Origin of the sequence: Blautia sp. CAG:237, from assembly GCF_000436615.1 — a bacterium.
Classification (GTDB): Bacteria; Bacillota; Clostridia; order Lachnospirales; family Lachnospiraceae; genus Blautia_A; species Blautia_A intestinihominis.
This window is the reverse complement of the sequence record NZ_FR886753.1, coordinates 1-18,717: the sequence shown is the minus strand read 5'-3', so window position 1 is coordinate 18,717 and position 18,717 is coordinate 1. Positions and strand designations below refer to the sequence as shown.

At 46.2% G+C, this 18,717-nt stretch carries 16 protein-coding genes and 1 pseudogene; 4 read left to right on the top strand and 13 right to left on the bottom strand.

The features are described 5' to 3' along the window. The first annotated feature begins 29 nt into the window (after positions 1-29). Entirely contained in the window at positions 30-1,205 is a 1,176-nt protein-coding gene (locus QZL69_RS10220) for an aminotransferase class V-fold PLP-dependent enzyme (protein WP_022215110.1), read from the top strand. 54 nt (positions 1,206-1,259) lie between these two features. Then, complete coding sequence (locus tag QZL69_RS10215; RefSeq protein WP_022215109.1) at positions 1,260-2,156, top strand: selenium metabolism-associated LysR family transcriptional regulator; 897 nt, start codon at positions 1,260-1,262, stop codon at positions 2,154-2,156. Between the two features lie 9 nt (positions 2,157-2,165). On the opposite strand, the gene QZL69_RS10210 is transcribed toward QZL69_RS10215, so the two are convergent. From QZL69_RS10210 to QZL69_RS10185, 6 genes are read right to left on the bottom strand one after another with little or no spacing between them, the layout of a single operon-like run. Then, positions 2,166-3,311 (bottom strand): ComEC/Rec2 family competence protein, encoded by a 1,146-nt coding sequence (locus QZL69_RS10210; protein WP_022215108.1) that lies wholly within the window; start codon positions 3,309-3,311, stop codon positions 2,166-2,168. A gap of 15 nt (positions 3,312-3,326) precedes the next feature. Continuing rightward, a complete protein-coding gene (locus QZL69_RS10205; RefSeq protein ID WP_022215107.1) occupies positions 3,327-4,826 on the bottom strand; it encodes an AAA family ATPase in 1,500 nt (499 codons plus the stop codon). After that, on the bottom strand, positions 4,816-6,171 hold the full coding sequence (locus tag QZL69_RS10200) for a vWA domain-containing protein (RefSeq protein WP_022215106.1): 1,356 nt from the start codon (positions 6,169-6,171) through the stop codon (positions 4,816-4,818). The genes QZL69_RS10205 and QZL69_RS10200 overlap by 11 nt, the downstream gene beginning before the upstream one ends. Continuing rightward, positions 6,168-7,139, bottom strand: a complete 972-nt coding sequence (locus QZL69_RS10195; protein ID WP_022215105.1) for a leucine-rich repeat protein — start codon at positions 7,137-7,139, stop codon at positions 6,168-6,170. Before QZL69_RS10195 ends, QZL69_RS10200 begins: the two co-directional genes overlap by 4 nt. A gap of 3 nt (positions 7,140-7,142) precedes the next feature. After that, a complete protein-coding gene (locus QZL69_RS10190; protein WP_022215104.1) occupies positions 7,143-9,926 on the bottom strand; it encodes a translation factor GTPase family protein in 2,784 nt (927 codons plus the stop codon). A 25-nt stretch (positions 9,927-9,951) separates the two neighbouring features. Continuing rightward, positions 9,952-10,509: a TetR/AcrR family transcriptional regulator gene (locus QZL69_RS10185; RefSeq protein ID WP_022215103.1), complete on the bottom strand. Its 558-nt coding sequence runs from the start codon at positions 10,507-10,509 to the stop codon at positions 9,952-9,954. Between the two features lie 163 nt (positions 10,510-10,672). On the opposite strand from QZL69_RS10185, the gene glgB reads away from it, so the two are divergent. Beyond that, on the top strand, positions 10,673-12,460 hold the full coding sequence (glgB, locus tag QZL69_RS10180; protein ID WP_022215102.1) for a 1,4-alpha-glucan branching protein GlgB: 1,788 nt from the start codon (positions 10,673-10,675) through the stop codon (positions 12,458-12,460). A 107-nt stretch (positions 12,461-12,567) separates the two neighbouring features. Here glgB and QZL69_RS10175 read toward each other — a convergent pair whose 3' ends face one another. From QZL69_RS10175 to QZL69_RS10155, 6 genes and pseudogenes are all read right to left on the bottom strand, one after another. Beyond that, positions 12,568-13,212, bottom strand: coding sequence for a helix-turn-helix transcriptional regulator (locus QZL69_RS10175; protein ID WP_022215101.1), 645 nt, complete (start codon positions 13,210-13,212; stop codon positions 12,568-12,570). 92 nt (positions 13,213-13,304) lie between these two features. Continuing rightward, positions 13,305-13,511: an EamA family transporter gene (locus tag QZL69_RS14095; RefSeq protein ID WP_442852506.1), complete on the bottom strand. Its 207-nt coding sequence runs from the start codon at positions 13,509-13,511 to the stop codon at positions 13,305-13,307. Positions 13,512-13,548: 37 nt separating this feature from the next. Then, a complete protein-coding gene (locus QZL69_RS10170) occupies positions 13,549-14,040 on the bottom strand; it encodes a DMT family transporter (RefSeq protein WP_022215100.1) in 492 nt (163 codons plus the stop codon). Continuing rightward, entirely contained in the window at positions 14,027-15,526 is a 1,500-nt protein-coding gene (gene malQ / locus QZL69_RS10165) for a 4-alpha-glucanotransferase (RefSeq protein WP_022215099.1), read from the bottom strand. The genes QZL69_RS10170 and malQ overlap by 14 nt, the downstream gene beginning before the upstream one ends. 162 nt (positions 15,527-15,688) lie before the next feature. Beyond that, a pseudogene (locus tag QZL69_RS10160) lies at positions 15,689-16,186 on the bottom strand (glycoside hydrolase family 43 protein); the annotation flags it as partial. A 294-nt stretch (positions 16,187-16,480) separates the two neighbouring features. After that, a complete protein-coding gene (locus tag QZL69_RS10155) occupies positions 16,481-17,041 on the bottom strand; it encodes a hypothetical protein (RefSeq protein WP_022215097.1) in 561 nt (186 codons plus the stop codon). A 146-nt stretch (positions 17,042-17,187) separates the two neighbouring features. Between QZL69_RS10155 and QZL69_RS10150 the strand changes: the two genes are divergently transcribed. Next, entirely contained in the window at positions 17,188-17,406 is a 219-nt protein-coding gene (locus QZL69_RS10150) for a hypothetical protein (RefSeq protein WP_022215096.1), read from the top strand. 410 nt (positions 17,407-17,816) lie between these two features. Here the strand turns inward: QZL69_RS10150 and QZL69_RS10145 are convergent, their stop codons facing one another. Beyond that, positions 17,817-18,266, bottom strand: a complete 450-nt coding sequence (locus QZL69_RS10145) for a hypothetical protein (RefSeq protein WP_291519288.1) — start codon at positions 18,264-18,266, stop codon at positions 17,817-17,819. Positions 18,267-18,717: the final 451 nt, after the last annotated feature.

The following is an 18,717-nucleotide window of genomic DNA, read 5'->3' as shown; positions in this document are numbered from 1 at the left end:
GATCTAATAAAAGTACGTGAGGTAATTTTATGAAAAAAATATATCTGGATCAGGCAAGCACTTCTTTTCCGAAGGCTCCTTCTGTGGCTGATGCTGTTTATCAGTATCTCTCCGGCTGTGCGGTCAATGTCGGACGCGGCGGGTATCAGGCTGCCTATTCCGTAGAAGAACAGATCTTTGAGACAAGAGAACAGCTTCGCCGGCTTTTCCATTTCACATCCGGTAGGGGCAAAAATGTGATTTTCACCCAGAACATCACTATGAGCCTTAATATTCTCCTCAAGGGGATCCTGAAACCAGGCGACCATGTGCTGGTCACTTCGATGGAGCACAATGCAGTAATGCGCCCGCTTGTGCAGCTTCAGAGACAGGGAGTGACTTTTGACAGGATTCCGTGCGATCATGAAGGAAATCTGATTCTCTCAGAAGCAGATGCGCTCGTGAAACCAAATACCAGACTTCTCGTCTGTCTCCACGCTTCCAATGTATGCGGAACCATCATGCCGCTTAAGGAGATCAGCACCTTCTGCCAGAAACATGGGCTGCTTTTTGTCCTGGACAGTGCACAGACTGCCGGTACACTTCCGATCGATATGGAAGAATTAAAGCTTGATGCGCTCGCTTTCACCGGGCACAAAGGACTCCGTGGACCACAGGGGATCGGCGGTTTCCTGATCCGCAGCGAGCTTGCTTCTCAGATCGAACCCCTCTTAAGTGGCGGCACCGGAAGTATTTCCCATACTGAAAAAGTCCCTGATTTCCTCCCGGACCGCTTCGAGCCGGGAACGCCGAACATCCCCGGGATCCTCGGTCTTCACGCCGCGCTTGATGATCTGGAGAACAGTTCAATGGATCTGGCTTTCCAGCATGAACTCACGCTGACGAAACAATTCATTGACGGAATCCTCACCCTCGACCCGGCTGAGGCCAGCCTTCGCGTGATCGGACACAAAGACACCCAGAACCGCTGTGCCGTCGTCTCGATCCAGACACTTGAAGTGGATATGGCTCGTGCCGCCTTTGAACTGGACGATACTTACGGGATCATGTCCCGCGTCGGTCTCCACTGTGCCCCAAGTGCGCACAAAACCCTCGGCACATATCCTGCCGGTACGCTCCGCTTCTCCTTTGGTCCGGAAAATACCCCGGAAGAAGTGGCCACTGCCCTTCATGCACTTGCAGAGATCACAGGGATTTCACAATAAGCGTATCATTATCGTATTATTTAGAAGATTCACTTTTCAGGAGATTTTTGATTTATGGAATTCAAACAGTTAGAAGCCTTTGTCGCCGTCGTCGATTACGGCAGTTTCTCCGAAGCTGCCAGACGACTTTATCTGACACAGCCAACCATCAGCGCACACATCCGCTCCCTCGAAGAAGAGCTTCACTCCAAACTCATCATCCGCACGACAAAAAAGACCACCGTCACCACCAGAGGCTACCAGCTCTACGACAGTGCAGTCCGGATGCTTGAGATCCGCAACAACCTTCTCGACAACTTCACAGGGGCGCAGAAGCACATGATCGACCTTGCAGCCTCCACGATTCCTTCCTCTTATCTGTTGCCGGAACTGCTCGCAGGTTTCGGAGGCTTCCACCCGGATATTTATTTTCATTCCATCCAGACGGACAGTGAGGGAGCGATCCACCGCGTTCTGGACGGAACTGTCGATCTTGCACTTGTCGGGCAGAATACCGGAGATGAGAGCTGTGTCTTTATTCCTTTCTGTCAGGATACCCTCGTGATCGCCACGCCTGTCACAGAACACTACCTGAAATTCAAGGAAGATCCTGTCGATTTCAAACAGTTTCTGGAAGATCCGATCATCATCCGTGAAAAAGGCTCCGGCACCAAGAAAGAGATGGATCTTTTTCTGGAAAAGATCGGCATCACGCCTTCTGACCTCAATGTGATCGCCCGAATGAACGATCTGGAAAGCATCAAGAAATCTATCGTCAACGGACTTGGCATCTCAATCCTCTCTGCCCGTTCTGCCGTAGATCTGGAAAAAACAAAACAGATCCTTCTGTTTCCATTAGAAGAATCTGTTCATAAAAGAAGTTTTTATATTGTTTACAGCAAAAACCGGATCCTGAAACCGCATGTGCGCCAGTTTATGCACTATGTACGGGATTTTTATCAGGAAATCTGATTCTCGTTTTTACCAGCATTTTTTGCAGGCTTCATAACCTTCACTGAGTGCCTGTGATTCACTTTCCTGTCTTGCATTGTCCGGGTTCATATTTCCGCAGTTTGGAATGCTGTGATATTTGCTTCCTGTTGCAGAGATCCAGACCATGGCTCCCTGGGTGTCAGTCGTGTCTGCAGTCTCGGTGCTGTTGTCCGAAATCTGTGAGCTGTCTGACCAGCCAGAATAACGCACACCTGAACCTGTACTTGCATCAGAAGAACCTGAACTGCTGCCAGTACTCTCATCTCCAGAACTGTAATCGTTGCACGGTTCCTGGTTCCAGCTGATCGTACTTCCATCAGAAACTGCAATCACGGTTCCCTGGTCATCGGTACGAAATACCGGGATATCCATGTCGGAAAGTTTTCCCATTGTCTCCGCAGTCGGATGACCGTAGGAATTACCTTTGCCGCAGCTTACCACTGCCCAGGATGGAGTCGATGCTTCCAGAAGATCCCATGAAGTAGAAGATGCAGAACCATGATGACCGAGACAGAGCACATCACAGTCCAGGTTCATTCCTGTACTGATCATATCCTGCTCACTTGTCTCCTCCGCATCTCCCATGAACATAAAGCTGTTGTCGCCATTGACAAGACGGATCACAACAGAGTTGTCATTGCTGTTCTTGGAGATTCCGGAAGGTGCCATGACCGTGAAACTGCCGGTCCCAAATTCATAAGTATCACCGACAGCCGGATATTCGACAGTGATCGCATTCGCTGTCGCCGTATTCATAAACGTATTAAAAAGGTCCGATGTGTGCACATAGTCGGAACCCAGAACATGATCCACCTCAAAATTATCAAGGCATTTGACAAGTCCTCCCAGATGATCCTCATCATAGTGAGAGGAGATCATGTAATCGATCGTCTCTACTTCCTGATTCTTAAGATACTGGACCACCTCATCTGCATGAGAACGGTTTCCACCATCATAGAGAAGATTTTCTCCGCCCGACTGCACGAGGATCGCCAGTCCCTGCCCTACATCAATAAAGTGCACCGCCATGTCGCCGCCTGCTGCTTCCACCGGAACGATACTGCCCGGAAGCAGAAGCGAAAACGCCAGAAGCAGCGAAAGTAAAAAGGTGTAGATTTTCCTTTGTTTCTTCATTTAATAACGCTCCTCTTAAAGTTCTTCAATTCTCCTTCGGATCTGCTGGCTCACATCCTCGAACAGCAGATCTCTGTTGTAACGCACATATCTCTCACATTCATAAGTTTCCAGGAAACGTACACAGTAGAAATCTGTATTGATCCCTGATACAAACATAACCATTTCCTGACTGTTATAGAAAGCCGCCTCCATGAAATCAAACGCATATTCCAGTGTATTTCCTGCCTGATCCCATTCGTCTTCCCAGGAAGCTCTTTCTTCCCCAAATGCCTCCCGGACAAGATCAAACGCTTCTTCTCCCTGAACCTCGCTGTGCTGTTTCAGAAGTTTCGCGTAATCTTCCAGAAGTGTGACTGCCTGGCGGATGCAGAGGTCTTCTCTTCGTTCCAGAAGTCCTTCTTTCTGCTTCTTCTCTCGGGTGTTTTTGAGATCAAAGATGTAATCTTCCAGTCTCTGCGCGAGATTTCCAGATGCCAGATTTTTTTTCAGGGCTTTCAGCACCTCGAACACTTTTTCCAGTACTTCTTCCTGAAGCATGACTTTTCGTACCGCCTGTCGTGTACCGGAGAACAGAAGGTTTACAACACTCACTCTTTCATCGAAGGATGCATGGGAAACTTTCTTTACCATCGCCTCGGAGTTTTTGCCCTGAAGAATTTCTGTGATCTGGTAATCCTGCTGGTATTTTTGATACAGTTCGTAATATTCTGCAAATTCTCTCGAAATGCGCTCATGCTGGATGTACTGCCCCACAAGATCTGCCGTGATACTTTTTCCAAGACGCTCATAGACTTCCATCATCCTGGAAAGATCTTCCCATCCTCGCGGAGTCGCAAACTGTTTGCCGTCAATCGTTGTCTCCATCTGGTAGAAACAGTTGTTTCGAAGTTCCAGATAAGAAAGGATCGCCGGGTGCATGTTTTCTTTGTATGCGTATTCCCGCCAGGTCTGATAGTCCGGCTCTACGAGGATCTTTTTGACACGGTCCAGGGTGACAACGTCGAACTCGCGGACAGATTTGTTGTATTCCGGCGGGTTTCCTGCTGCCACGATCACCCATCCCTTCGGGATCTCATGGTTTCCGAAACTCTTGCACTGGAGAAACTGCAGCATCGCCGGAGCCAGTGTCTCAGAAACACAGTTGATCTCATCAATAAAAAGGATTCCCTCGCTGAGACCCGTCTCACTCATACGGTTATAAATACTTGCAACGATCTCGCTCATCGTATATTCTGTCGCCGAGTATTCCCTGCCGCCGTATTCCTTCTTCGAAATAAACGGAAGTCCGATCGCACTCTGTCTGGTGTGGTGTGTGATCGTGTACGCCACCAGTGCCACGCCGCATTCACGCGCCGCCTGCTCCATGATCTGCGTCTTTCCGATTCCCGGTGCACCAAGGAGAAGCACCGGCCTCTGATGAACGCTCGGGATCACATATTCTCCATACTCGTCTTTCATAAGATACGCTTCGACCGTATCCACAACTTCCTGTTTTGCCTGTTTAATATTCATAATAATCTTCTTTCCTCTCTAGTGCCTGTGTATCCAGAATGAGTTTGATCGCCCACGGCGGCACATCCACATCCCTGTAATCATCCTTCATAAAAACAAACGCGGTATCATAAGGCGGCATCTTTGCCGGAAAAGTCCCATATCCGTCGGTGAAATACAGAAGTCCCCGAAGTCTCTGAAATGCTCCCATTTTGATCAAATGCTCCACATACGTAAATGCCGGACGGAAATCCGTTCCGCCGAACCCTCTGACATTAAAATCCTCAAGATACGCTTCCATCTCTTTCTGGTTATGGATCACCTGATCGTCCTGGATCTTTTCGTCACACTGAATGATGTGCACCTGGATCTTTCGGAAAAAACTCTCCGACTCTGCAAGTACACTGTACGTTTCCTCCAGAAACCTGCGGATCAGGCTTCCATTACAGGACATGGAAGTGTCGATCACGATGACAAAATCCTCGATTTTTTTCATCTCTTTTGTTTCCAGCGGCTCGATCAGCGGCATATTCCCGTAAGTTTCCATCCCAAAATGATAGTAGATCGGGTCAAAAGAATCCATATCCACCTGCATCTCTTCTTTCAGGACAGAAAACTTCCGAAGGAACTCCCGGTAATCATACCGTTTTCTGTTTTCTGCCTGCAGATGCTCCACAAGTCCCGGCGAATCCCCTGCTGCTTCCTTCGAAAAAAGCTCCATTTCCGTCTGCATCTTGCGCCGCATCTCTTCCCATTTCTTCTGGCGGTCTGCCATCCCGCTTCGACTGTTCGGCGTGTACCAGAAATGGTGGTCGTCCTTGCGGAATTCCTGTTCCAGACGGGCGATTTCTTCTTCCTCGCATTTCAGGAGATCATAATACAGGATCTCCGCAGCCAGAACTTTGTGTTCTACTTTCCACTGCTGATATTTTTCTCTTCGGAAACTGTTCGGGCGGATGTAAACTGCCTTCTGATAAAGTTCATCCAGAATATTTTCCACCGCGATATCTGCTGCCAGATCCCAGATTCTCCACTCCCGTTCCTTTCTGCTCCACAGATGGCAGAAAAGACAGTGCAGAAGTTCGTGGAGATACAGCCTGTTGATCACTACTTTGTTCTGCATAAACATCGGAAGCAGCCACTGTGGGGACACATAGAGAAGTTTCCCGTCCGTGCCCAGCACCTGTGTCTCGCCTGACGGCACTATCTTTAATGCACTGAGAGCGCTCTGGAAATAACGCATGGAAACCGCCAGTTCATTTCTGGAATTTGCAAAAATATCCTGGCAGATCTCCAGTACCTCTTCTTCTTTTTTGCGCTGCTCATGAACAAAATTTCCAAATTTGTTTTTTTCTTCTCTGTTCACAGTTCAAATGCCTTTCTCTTCTTCCTTCCATGGCCTGCGAGCGTGTCCATGAGGATACTGACCCATCTGGAATCTCCTGATCTCTGTGCACGCTCGAGCATTTTTTCTGTCTCTGTCCTGTCCGGAGTGATCTTTGTGAGGATCGTCCGCATTGCTGCGTATTCTTTTTCTTCGCCAAGGATACTGACCGCACGCTCTCCGTGTTCTCTGAGATACTGGATGTATTTTTCTTCCGCTGTCTCTGTCAGATCCATCGGGTAGAGGATACGGTCCAGTACCAGTTTCAGAACGATTGACTCCTCCTCCCACGCTTCCGCATAGGGAAAAAGCTTGTCGTATTCCAGTATGTTGAGTTTCTTGTGAAGGAAGCTGTTTCGGTAACGGATCCCGCTTCCGTGCACATGATTTTCGATGATTCGCGCCGGTGTATTTTCTACGCCTTCCTCAAAAAATTCCGGAAACCAGAAACGCCCCTGTTCACCATTTTTGTCCATATCGACTCTCAGAGTCTCCGGCAGTTCTGTCAGGATATCTCTCAGGCAGGAATCACCGTTCTCGTCTGTTTTTACAGTGACCCGCTCGATCTTGTGGCAGCCGGTCATTGCACCGACACCGACATCCCGCAGATCACCGCCGAAACTTAACTTTTTCAAGTGAAAACAATTGTAAAAAGCATATCTTCCTACTTTTCTGAGTTTTGACGGAAGGATCAGTTCCTGCACCGCATTTCCGGACATCTCCGGCATTCCTTCTTCATCCTGCACTTCCAGTCCGTCCTCTGTACAGAATTTCCCACTCATCCTGCACTTTTCCAGGTCGCCCCGGTCTATATGGTCAGAAAAAATATATGCTCCCAGTTCTGTCACAGGAAGTCCTTCCAGAGTTTCCGGCAGTTCCACGATCCCGTCGTGTCCATATACGCGGTCAATGCAGATTCCTGTTTTGTTTCTTCTATATAAATATATCATTTTTTATTCTTCGCCTGCCTTGCCTAAACGAATTTTTTCCATCTGCGCCTGCAGTTCCTCTGACATGTGGTCAAAGAGATAGGTCTTGCTGCTCTGGCGCTGCTGGTGCCACTCTGCACGTGCATTTTTTTCCGTGTCTTCGATCTCTTTTTTGAGTCCCTGTGCGGAAATCCTGTGTGCGCCCTGTCCCATGATGATGACCTGCTCCAGACCATCAGAAGTCGCTACGGTTACCTGATACTGTCTGCCGATCCGGTGGACTGTTTTTTCGATATACTGGTCTGCGGTCTCGGCTTCTTTGGTATATACCACGTAAATGTTATGATAGGTAAGAACTTCTTCCATGTGTCCTTCCACCTTGTAAGCGTCAAATACAAGGATCAATGTACATTTGCGGTATCCCTGATAGTTGCTCAGGATATCCATCAGCTTATCGCAGGCCGCGTGGATATTTTCTTTCGCCAGCTCATTCAGCTCTTCCCAGGAAAAAATGATGTTGTATCCATCGACAAGGAGATATTCTTCCTTGCGTGGTTTTCCCTGTCGATAGCGGACGGCCGGTGCTGACGAATGAACCGTCTTTTTCTGGAAAGCGGCACGGTCGCGTTTGACCGGACCAAATGTCCTCTCAAAAATTGCCTGCAGCTCTTCCTCCTCATCATAACTTCCGCTGTAGGAAAATTTGCCGTTTTTTCCACTTGTGTTTCTGGAAATGTTTGGATTATCCACCGCTGTACCCGGATTTTCCGCATAATCCACATCATCATACCAGGTTTCGCTGTCCAGGCCGTTAAGTTCCACTCCGCTGTTCAGATGCATGTAATCCTCGACCTGATCCCATGGTACGACAAAACCTGCGCCATGTGCACAGAAAACGGAACCTGTCGGATTTTCCAGATCGCTTTCCGGATCGTAGGCAACATTCTGTACGATCTCTTCCTGGTTTTTGCACGGTGCATAGCCCTTGAGTGTGCAGAAAAGTTTTCCTGTTCCGTGTGTGTATGCAACGACCTCTTTCTGGTAATCTCGCATCTGGGAAACGGCTGCTGTTCCTTTTAGGACTGCGGTTGTTCCGTCTGTATCCGGTGATTCGAAGCTCCCCTGCATCTTCTGGACATCTGCCAGTGCTCTTCCGATCATCTCGGCAGGCACTTCAAGGCGGAATTCATAGTATGGTTCCAGAAGGATATTTTTTGCTTTGCGAAGTCCCTGGCGGACAGCACGGTAAGTTGCCTGGCGGAAATCGCCGCCCTCCGTATGCTTCGCATGGGCGCGCCCTGTCAGGAGGGTGATCTGCACATCCGTAAGCGGAGAACCAGTCAGCACGCCGATGTGTTCCTTCTCCTCCAGATGTGTAAGGATCAGACGCTGCCAGTTCCTTGCAAGCACATCTTCACTGCATGCGGTAAAAAACTGGCAGCCGCTTCCCGGCTCTCCCGGCTCGATCAGAAGATGGACTTCCGCATAATGACGAAGCGGCTCAAAATGTCCCACTCCTTCCACCGGTTCTGCAACGGTTTCTTTGTAGACAATGCTTCCTGCACCGAATTCCACTGCTACATGAAAACGGTCCCAGATCAGTTTCTTGAGGATCTCGATCTGCACCTCTCCCATCAGCTGTGCATGGATCTCGCCAAGCTGGCTGTCCCACAGAATATGAAGTTCCGGTTCCTCTTCCTCAAGCTGCCGTAATTTCTGCAGCATCTGGTGTGGGTCGCAGTCGTCCGGAAGCTGGATCTGATAATTCAGAACCGGTTCCAAAACAGGAAGCTCGGATTCGCTTTCTATGCCAAGCCCCTCACCCGGATAGGTTCTGGTCAGGCCTGTCACGGCACATATCGTTCCTGCTTCTGCCTCTGTGATCGTTGTATATTTGGCTCCCGAATACAGACGGAGCTGGTCTGCTTTTTCTTCCCAGTCTTCCTGCTGCTGTCTCACGCCCGGCAAAGCCTGTCCTTTCGCTCTGGATGAAATCATGGTTTTGGCTTTGAGAGAGCCGCCTGTGATCTTCATGTAAGTCAGACGGTTTCCCTGTTCATCTCTTGCGATCTTGAATACCTTTGCACCGAATTCTGCCGGACGTTTGGGTTCTCTGGTATATTTCTGCACACCATTCCAGAAATCCTCCACACCGTCCTCTTTGAGCGCAGACCCAAAATAGCATGGAAAAATCTTTCTCTGTGTGATCAGTTCTGCAATCTCTTCTTTCTCGATACTGCCTGTCTCAAGATATTTCTCGAGAAGTGTTTCGTCACAGACCGCGATGTTTTCCATCTGGTCCGAAGTGAGGGTGTTTTCTTCATCGTTTTCCTGGGTTTTTCCAAAATCCACACAGTTTTCATGCAGATGTGCCTTAAGATCAGCAAGAAGGGCTTCGTGATCCGTTCCGTTCTGATCCATCTTGTTGACGAACAGAAATATAGGAATCTGATATCTTTCCAGAAGCCGCCACAGTGTCATCGTATGGCTCTGCACGCCGTCCATGCCGTTAATCACAAGGATCGCATAGTCCAGCACCTGCAGTGTCCTCTCCATCTCAGCCGAAAAATCGACATGCCCCGGAGTATCCAGAAGTGTTACTTCCACATCCTCGGTCTTAAGGATCGCCTGCTTGGAAAAGATCGTGATCCCACGCTCTTTTTCCAGTTCATAATTATCCAGAAAGGTATCTCCGTGATCCACGCGTCCGATCTGACGGATCACGCCACACAGATACAGGAGTCTTTCGGACAAAGTCGTCTTCCCGGCATCTACATGCGCCAGGATTCCTATTACCAGTTTTTTCATGTTTTCTCTTCTTTCAGATTGTATTTCAGTTTTCTTCTGTGTTGTTTTCCAGATACATCGGAGCCAGTTTACGTACAATACTCTCACTGACAGAGACCAATGTTGCGACATCTTTTTCCTGATTGTTCAGATATGCATGGAAACAGCCCTGGATGCAGAAAGAAAGCATGATGTCTCTCTGCGGGTCCTCCTTATAATCTGGATATTTCTCACAAATGAGACGTTTCAGTTCAGTCTCCAGACAGTCACCGAGGCGGGCTTTTTCTGTTCCGGAAAACAAGAGATTGATCAGGGTGTTGTTTGAGATCAGCGCCATGTAAAGGTTTCTTGTAAATACATCCGGATTCTTGAACGGCTCCTCCTGCTGGCTGGAAATATTTTTCAGCACAGAGACGATCGTTTCTGATTCCATTTTGTCTGACAGTGCATAAATATCTTCATAATGGCTGTAAAAGGTTGATTTGTTGATCGCAGCCAGACTGCACAGTTCCTTTATTGTGATCTTTCCAAGTGGTTTACGGGAGCGTAATTCCAAAAAAGCATTCTTGATCGCGCGCTCTGTTTTTTCGATTCTGATATCCATATGTTTTTCCTTTTCCGACGGTTTTTTTCAAAAGTTGCTTATCCGTCTTTCTTTTTTTATTGTCGGTGGACAACCCTTCCTTGTCTTCTTATAGTATAGTTAAAAAAACAACTATTGTCCATTACTATCGAATCATAATTATTATATGCAAAGGAGAATCTGCATGGATTTTTACGGATTTTACACAGGAAAAATTTTTGACGCTTATCAGTACCTCGGTGCACATACAGAAAAAACAGGAGTTACTTTCCGCACTTTCGCACCATCTGCTTCCCGCATCGCTGTGATCGGAGAATTCAACGACTGGCAGGAATCAGAGATGAACAAAGTTTATGACGGCAACTTCTGGGAATGCTATATCCCGGAGGCAAAGCCGGGACAGATGTACAAATACCGTATCTATGACCGCAACGACAATCCGGTCGATCACTGCGACCCGTATGGATTCGGCATGGAGCTTCGTCCGAACAGTGCTTCCATCGTCCGTGACATGTCCAAATATAAATTCAAAGACTCCAAATGGATGCAGAACCGCAGCGACTGCCGCAAAAAACCGCTCAACATCTATGAGATCCATTTCGGTTCTTTCCGCAAGCCGTCCGACAAGACCGACGACTGGTATACTTATGAGGAAATGATCGATATCCTGATCCCGTATCTTACTGAGAACGGATACAACTGTCTTGAGATCATGCCGCTGAATGAGTATCCATGTGACGAATCCTGGGGATATCAGGCAACAGGATTTTTCAGTCCGACTTCCAGATACGGAACTGCTGACCAGTTAAAGGCTTTCGTGGATGCCTGCCACAAACACGGCATCGGCGTGCTGATGGACTTTGTTCCGGTTCATTTCGCTGTGGATGCTTACGGTCTGGCAAATTATGACGGAACTGCGCTTTATGAGTATCCGAACTCTGCTGTCGGTGTCAGCGAATGGGGAAGCTGCAACTTTATGCATTCCCGCGGCGAAACAAGAAGTTTCCTGCAGTCCTGTGCCAATTACTGGATGAGTGAATTCCACATGGACGGTATCCGTATGGATGCGATCAGCCGTGCGATCTACTGGCAGGGCGACCCGGCTCGTGGGGTAAACCTGAATGCGGTAGAGTTCCTTCAGTACATGAACCAGGGACTCAAGAATCTCCACCCATCTGCGATCCTCGCAGCCGAAGATTCCACTTCCTTCCCGAAAGTTACCGATCCGGTTTCCCAGGGCGGTCTTGGATTTGACTATAAATGGGACATGGGCTGGATGAACGATACCCTGGACTATTTCCGTACTGGTCCGGAATATCGTACAGACAATTATCACAAACTGACTTTCTCCATGATGTATTACTACGATGCACGTTTCCTGCTTCCGCTGTCACACGATGAGGTTGTCCACGGCAAGGCAACGATCATGCAGAAAATGAGCGGCGACTATGACAACAAATTCCCGCAGGCACGCGCACTGTACATGTATATGTATGCACATCCTGGCAAGAAACTGAACTTCATGGGAAATGAGATCGGCCAGCTCCGTGAATGGGATGAAAAGCGTGAACAGGACTGGATGCTCCTCGACTATCCGATCCATAAGGGATTTGCACGTTTCATGAAAGACCTGAACCAGCTTTACCTTGAGCACTCTGCTCTCTGGGAGAAGGATTACGAGGCAGACGGCTTCCAGTGGATCGACTGCCACCAGGAGGCAAACTGCATCTACGTCTTTGAGCGAAACAGCAAGAAAGAAAAGATCATCTCCCTGTTCAACTTCTCCGACCACGAGCAGATGTACGAACTGAAACTCCCGGGAGTCACCAGCCTTAAAGAACTACTGAACAGCAATCTTGAGATCTACGGCGGCACCCAGAAAAACTTAAATACCGCCATCACACTCAAAAACGACAGGATCATCCTGACCCTGCCGCCGTTCTCAGCTGTGTATTATACGCCTGAGGCATAAAATCAGCAGACGTGCCACTGGCACCTCCTCGATATGCAATGCAATTTTAAGGGCTGCAGTTACCACCAGCGTAACTGCAGCCCTTATCTTAATATATGCTATAAAAATTATCCTTTTTTTCCTCTTGCTTCGTCAAGATAACTGTAGATCGTCACTCGGGAGACTCCCATCAGTTCTGCTACTTTGTCCATTGCTCCTTTGACAAGGAAGATTCCTTTCTCATCCATAAGGCGCACCAGCCCAACGCATTTTGAGCGGCTTAACTCTCTGGTATCTGTGGATCCAATCACCGACATAATGAGTTTGTCAATGACTGCCATGACGTCCTGCGGGACGTCATGTTCTCCTGTTCCCGGATTTCTTCCTGCCTCCAGGTCTGTTTTCAGATAGTTCATCAACATAGTATTTACATTCTGAAGCATGGTGATATCCATGTTGATACAAAGCATCCCGATCACATCTCCATCCTGATCTCGGAGCAGTGCTGATGATGACTTGACTGCCTTTTCATCTGTTGTCCTGAAAAAATAATTCGAAAGATGATCGTCTTTAAAGTCTTTGTTCTCAAGCACCTGCTTCACGAAGTAATCTGACTTCTCTCCTGTTTTCTGTCCGGTAACTGTTCCATTTGCAACATATGCCACATAACTTCCAGATTTTGTCAGCTCATGAAGGATAACCTCACAGATATCTCCATTCATCTCCTGAACAGTATCTGCTATCACAAAATATTTCTCTAGTTCTTTCTTCATTCTACACTCCCGATAATTTTTTATCTTTTCGTGTAAAAAATTATAACACATGCTTTTTCTCAAGTAAACAACCGGTGCAATATTTTAGACTTCTATTCCTTTGTTGACACGGAAAGAAATACCGTGCCTACAACAAATACAAAACCGATCAGTTCGATCGCGGTAAATTTCGTTCCCAGCAGCAAGGCTGAGAGAAGGGTTGCGGATGCAGGTTCCAGGCAGCCAAGTAGTGTTGATTTTACGGGGCCGATATATTTTACGCTCTCGAGAAATACGGAAAATCCAACTGCTGTGCCGATAATAACGATGACTGCGATGATGATCCACGCTGGAAGGTCAAGGTTTGTCGGGAAGATCCATGCTTGTCAGACTTCCCTTCGTTGCGATCAGATAGGTACCGGAAAACGCCAAGACAATTGCCGCTATCTGTATTCTGCTCATCATTTTCTTATTCCAGACCGCCATCACGATCGCCATCAAAACAACGTTCAGACTCTGAAGGACCGTAGCTGTAGCAGAATTAGAATGTTTGATCGCTGCCAGAAATGTATACTGACACAGAAGAAGTCCGGCAAGTGCAAACGCGATCAGCCAGAACGTATCTTTCCCTTTTGTCCAGATCTTAAAAATCCGTGTATGTTCCTTTCGGAAAGCAAGTACGAGAAGAAGGATCCCCGAAAGCAGCATTCGGATCGCGGTAAGCCAGTCAGCACTGAGATCATATTGCGTAAACAGATACTGGCTGCATACACCGGATATTCCCCAGCTGACCCCTCCGAGGATTGCGAGCATATATCCTTTGATATTATTCTTCTTATCTTCTTCCATAACGTGTTGCCAGTTCCAGCATTTCTTTCTGAAGTTCTTTTGAGAACTGACCTTCTTTTAGTCTCCACTTCCAGTTCTTGCCGAGGGTGGACGGCTGGTTCATTCGTGCGGAGTTGTCAAGACCAAGGTAATCCTGCATTGGAATGATGCACAGATTGGCAACGCTCTGCATTACGAGGCAGATCAGGTCGTCACACAGTTCTTTGCCGGAGTCTTTGAAGTTGTTCAGATACTCACGGACCTGTCTTCTCTCGCCCGGTGTGATGTCGTCCAGCCAGGAAAGAAGTGTTTCGTTGTCATGGGTTCCTGTATAAACAACACAGTTTCTCGGATAGTTGTGCGGCAGGTAGTCGCTGGCATTTCCGGTATCGCGCTCGTCAAAAGCGAATTCGATAACTTTCATGTTGGGATAGCCGCTCTCTTCTACAAGCTGTTTAACGCTATCAGTCATGTAGCCAAGATCCTCTGCGATGATCGCTCTGTCTCCCAATCTTGCTGAGATTGCACGGAACAGATCGATTCCAGGACCTTTTTCCCCCCAGCCGTTCTCTGCTGTCTTATCTCCGTATGGAATTGCATAATATTCATCAAATCCGCGGAAATGGTCGATCCTTACAACGTCATACAGGCGGAAGCAGTTGGAGATTCGTTTGATCCACCACTCATATCCAGAGTTACGGTGCACTTCCCAGTTGTACAGAGGGTTTCCCCAGAGCTGTCCTGTAACAGAAAATCCATCTGGCGGGCATCCTGCTACCTGTGTCGGGCAATTTTTCTCATCCAGTTTAAAGAGCCACGGATTTGCCCAGGTATCTGCGCTGTCCATTGCAACGTAGATCGGGATGTCACCGATGATCTGGATTCCCTTTTCGTTTGCATAAGATTTGAGTGCCATCCACTGCTGGCGGAATTTGAACTGCATATATTCCTGGAATTCGATTTCGAAATACATTTCTTCTCTGTAGTAATCCAGGGCGTTCTGCCAGCGAAGGCGGATATCCTCAGCCCACTCGCTCCACGGAATACCGCCGAAGCGTTTCTTCACTGCCATAAAAAGTGCATAGTCCTTGAGCCACCATGCTTCTTCTTCCTGAAATCTGCGGAACTCCGGATCCATATAAATATTACTTCTCTCATATGCCTTGCGGAGAAGCTGCATACGTCCTTCGTATAATTTCGCATAATCTACGCTGGTCGTATCTGTTCCAAAGTCTACTTTGTCACACTCTTTCTTTGTCAGGACTCCTTCTTCGATCAGTGCCTCAATACTGATGAAGTATGGGTTTCCTGCAAATGTAGAGAAAGACTGGTACGGTGAATCACCATAGCTGGTCGGTCCCAGCGGCAGGATCTGCCAGTAACTCTGTCCTGCTTCCTTGAGTGCATCTACAAATTCATACGCTTTTTTGTCAAAGCATCCAATACCGTACTTTGAAGGCAGACTGCTCACTGGAAGCAGTACGCCGCATTTTCTTTTCTGTGCCATTTCTTTCCTCCCTGATATTCCTTTTTAACGCGGAAAAACCAGGCGCATTTTAACGCCCGGCAATCCTATTATTAGTAATACCTATTTTGTCACATACAAGGGGTAACCGTCAATGTTCAGAATTGATGGTTTATATTAAATTTTTTAGATATTCTGACTAATTTACTCCACCATCCGGCTTTCGTCGGCTTTGTATTCGAAGAAATCGAAGTCGGCACATTTCCTGTGGAGGATGCGGTCGGCGCAGGTGAGGCCTACCATGGTACCGGTGAACTCACCGTATTTGCAGTATTCATCGGAGAATCTGGTGGTATCGAAGATGCGTCCGATCTTCTCATAATTTTCTCCGTCGTAGCTCCACTCGAACCAGGATTTTCTTCCTTCGATGTAGAGGCGAAGGTAGATCGGTTTGTCCTCTACCGGGATCCTGGTGTTCAAAAATTCTGTCTTGACGCCATTTTCCAGATGGATGATGGACAATGCGCTCTGTCCGAGAGTTTCACTGTAATATTTGCGGAGGTTGATGTAGTTCATGTTATCATAATACAGGATCAGACCCGCACTGTGCTGATGTACTTCCGGCACAAATTCCATCTTTGTAGTGATCCTTGCGTAAACACTGGTCAGTTTTCTTGCAAGAATGCTGACTTTGTTCAGGGAAGTGCGGGATTCCTGTCTTTAAGGGAAAAAGCGGCTGGACTGTTACTGCCGATTATCTGGACAAAGCTGGTAAATTTCAGTCACAAATGTTAAAAAACAATAAAACATTTAAAGTAACAAAGAAGAATTCCATGCTGCTTCTGAATGCTGTAAACAATAAAACAGGACAGAGTGAAACAGCGATAGTTATTTTTAAATAAATCTTATAAAGCCCAATTTGCCATCTGAGCAAATTGGGCTTTCTCTTAAACTAATTCAATTCACTATTTTTTTCTTTTTCATTTTCGCGCCGTATCACATTCCGCTGGACCATACTACTCCGGCTTTTTGCATGTATTTTTTGACACTTCTGCTGTAGGTAGAACCACTTACTCTCTTGCCATTAACCTTATATCCTTTCTGGAATCTGCCGTTAAAGCGTTCTGCCTTTACGATTCTTGTTGCCTTGGTTCCTCTGACTCTGTAAATACAGTACTCAGTTCCACCTGTGTTGGCATTGCAGAGCATTACAGTGTGACAGGTTCTGGAGTATTTGATCGGAAAATTATAGCCCTTGCCATATCCGACAGATGCTGCACGTACATTTTTTCTTGTTTTCGGATTGTAAGTACGGATTTCGTTGATTCCTGCAGAACTGTTATGCATAAGCAGTTCCGGAATTCCATTTCCATCAATGTCTACGATTTTGTAACTGCCACGTTTGCCTTTCACATACTTCTTGTAGCTTGATACCGCTGCATTATAATATCTGGATGATGCAGCCATAGCAGGAACTGTCATCCCCATGCAGAGAATTACTGCCAGCAAAATGCAGCACAACTGTTTCACTTTCTTTTTCATTGTAATCTGTTTCATATTCTCTGTCCCTCCTTGAATTTATACTTACATTTTATCATACCTGATTACGAATTTGTGTTTTCTTTCAGATATTTTTCATATTTTATAAAATATTTTTTGTTTTTCTGCTTATACTAATAACTATTAGCACGAGGAGGTTACTTATGAAAAAAAATATTTCACACAAATCTGCAACATCTAATCAGGAAATTATTGATTCCTGTGATTTTCTCTCAAATGCTGCATCAACCCAGGACTGCACCGGGCTGATCCCCTCAGGACCGATGAATGAGGATGAACTGGAATCGTACGAGGCTGTATATCATTACCAGCCACCCAGACTTTCCCACAAAAGTACAGAAAATATGCATGACAGCAAATGAACATCTTTTTCGTTCTTTGTTACTGTTGAACTTCGGATAATAGGGCAGAGGGAGAATAATTATCTCGCCCCTCCCATTGAACCGTACGTACGGATCTCGTATACGGCTCTACAACTTATATTCCAACTTTTGCTAAGTAATAGGATAAGGGATTGAGCAGACCAGTATAACAGATATTCCTGGATATTCTCTTCATTGATAACTGGTATTTTTGTCTGCATAAAAACTCCTCCTGTTTATACGTCAAGTACCAGTTATTTTATTAGGAAATGCATTTATTTATACTTTACTTAAAATATAAAAAGAGGATGCACCTCCCGGCAAATATATGAAAAAACTCCTGGAAACCTATGAGTTCCAGGAGTTTTTTCATATATTTATTGTTAAAGCTTCTGCTCTTATGACTTTGATCATCTGAACTGGATAGAATAGGAATCCTTAAACCAGCCTTTACGTCCACCAACGGAGATCTGGTACACATATGTATTCCCGCCCAGTTTTACATAATTTAAAGTTACTTTTTGTCCCGCCTTTACTTTAGGACCATTTTTTATATTTAGATTCCTGTCACTTGCACTTGTCTGGAAAGAATTCTGTGCATAAAATGTTCTTCTTCCTATAATTCTGGAATTCCAGGAAATGCAGGAAATCTTATTATTTCTGAGTTTGAATTTTGTCTCTGCTTCAATCATGCCCGATGCATTCCGGAAAGATCCGCCATTTCTGCTTCCCTGTGAGGAATAAACATAAAGTGTGTCTCCCTGTATTTTGGAAAAATTTGAAAACATAAACACTTTATTCAACTGATCTTTGCCCGGTACTGCTTTAAATCTTCCACTCGAATATTTATATACTTTCAATTCATGGCCTCCGTACTGATAGCATACGGCCAGTAAGTATACATTCTTCCTGTCAATTCCACACCAATATAAATTCGCACCCTTCGCAACAAATATTCTTTGCTTATAGCTTCCATTAAGGTAAAGGCGAACGTATCCTCGTTCACTGTCGGCAGTACATTTAAAACGATTCTTCCTGCCATCCCCGGTAAAATCATATTGTGTATAGGTTTTATTACCATATAACATAACCATACGACTGGCAGCCTGTACATCTTTAACATTTCCATTTGCGAATATAAATGTCCCGCAAAACAGCATAAATAAAAATGCACACAATTTCATCAATTTTTTTCTTTTCCTGTTCATATTCTTGTCCTCCTTGATATTATAAATACATCATACCATACCTCATTTACATATTTGTTTCATTTGTGAACTACTCGGCAACAAGTTACCAGAGCATCTGAAA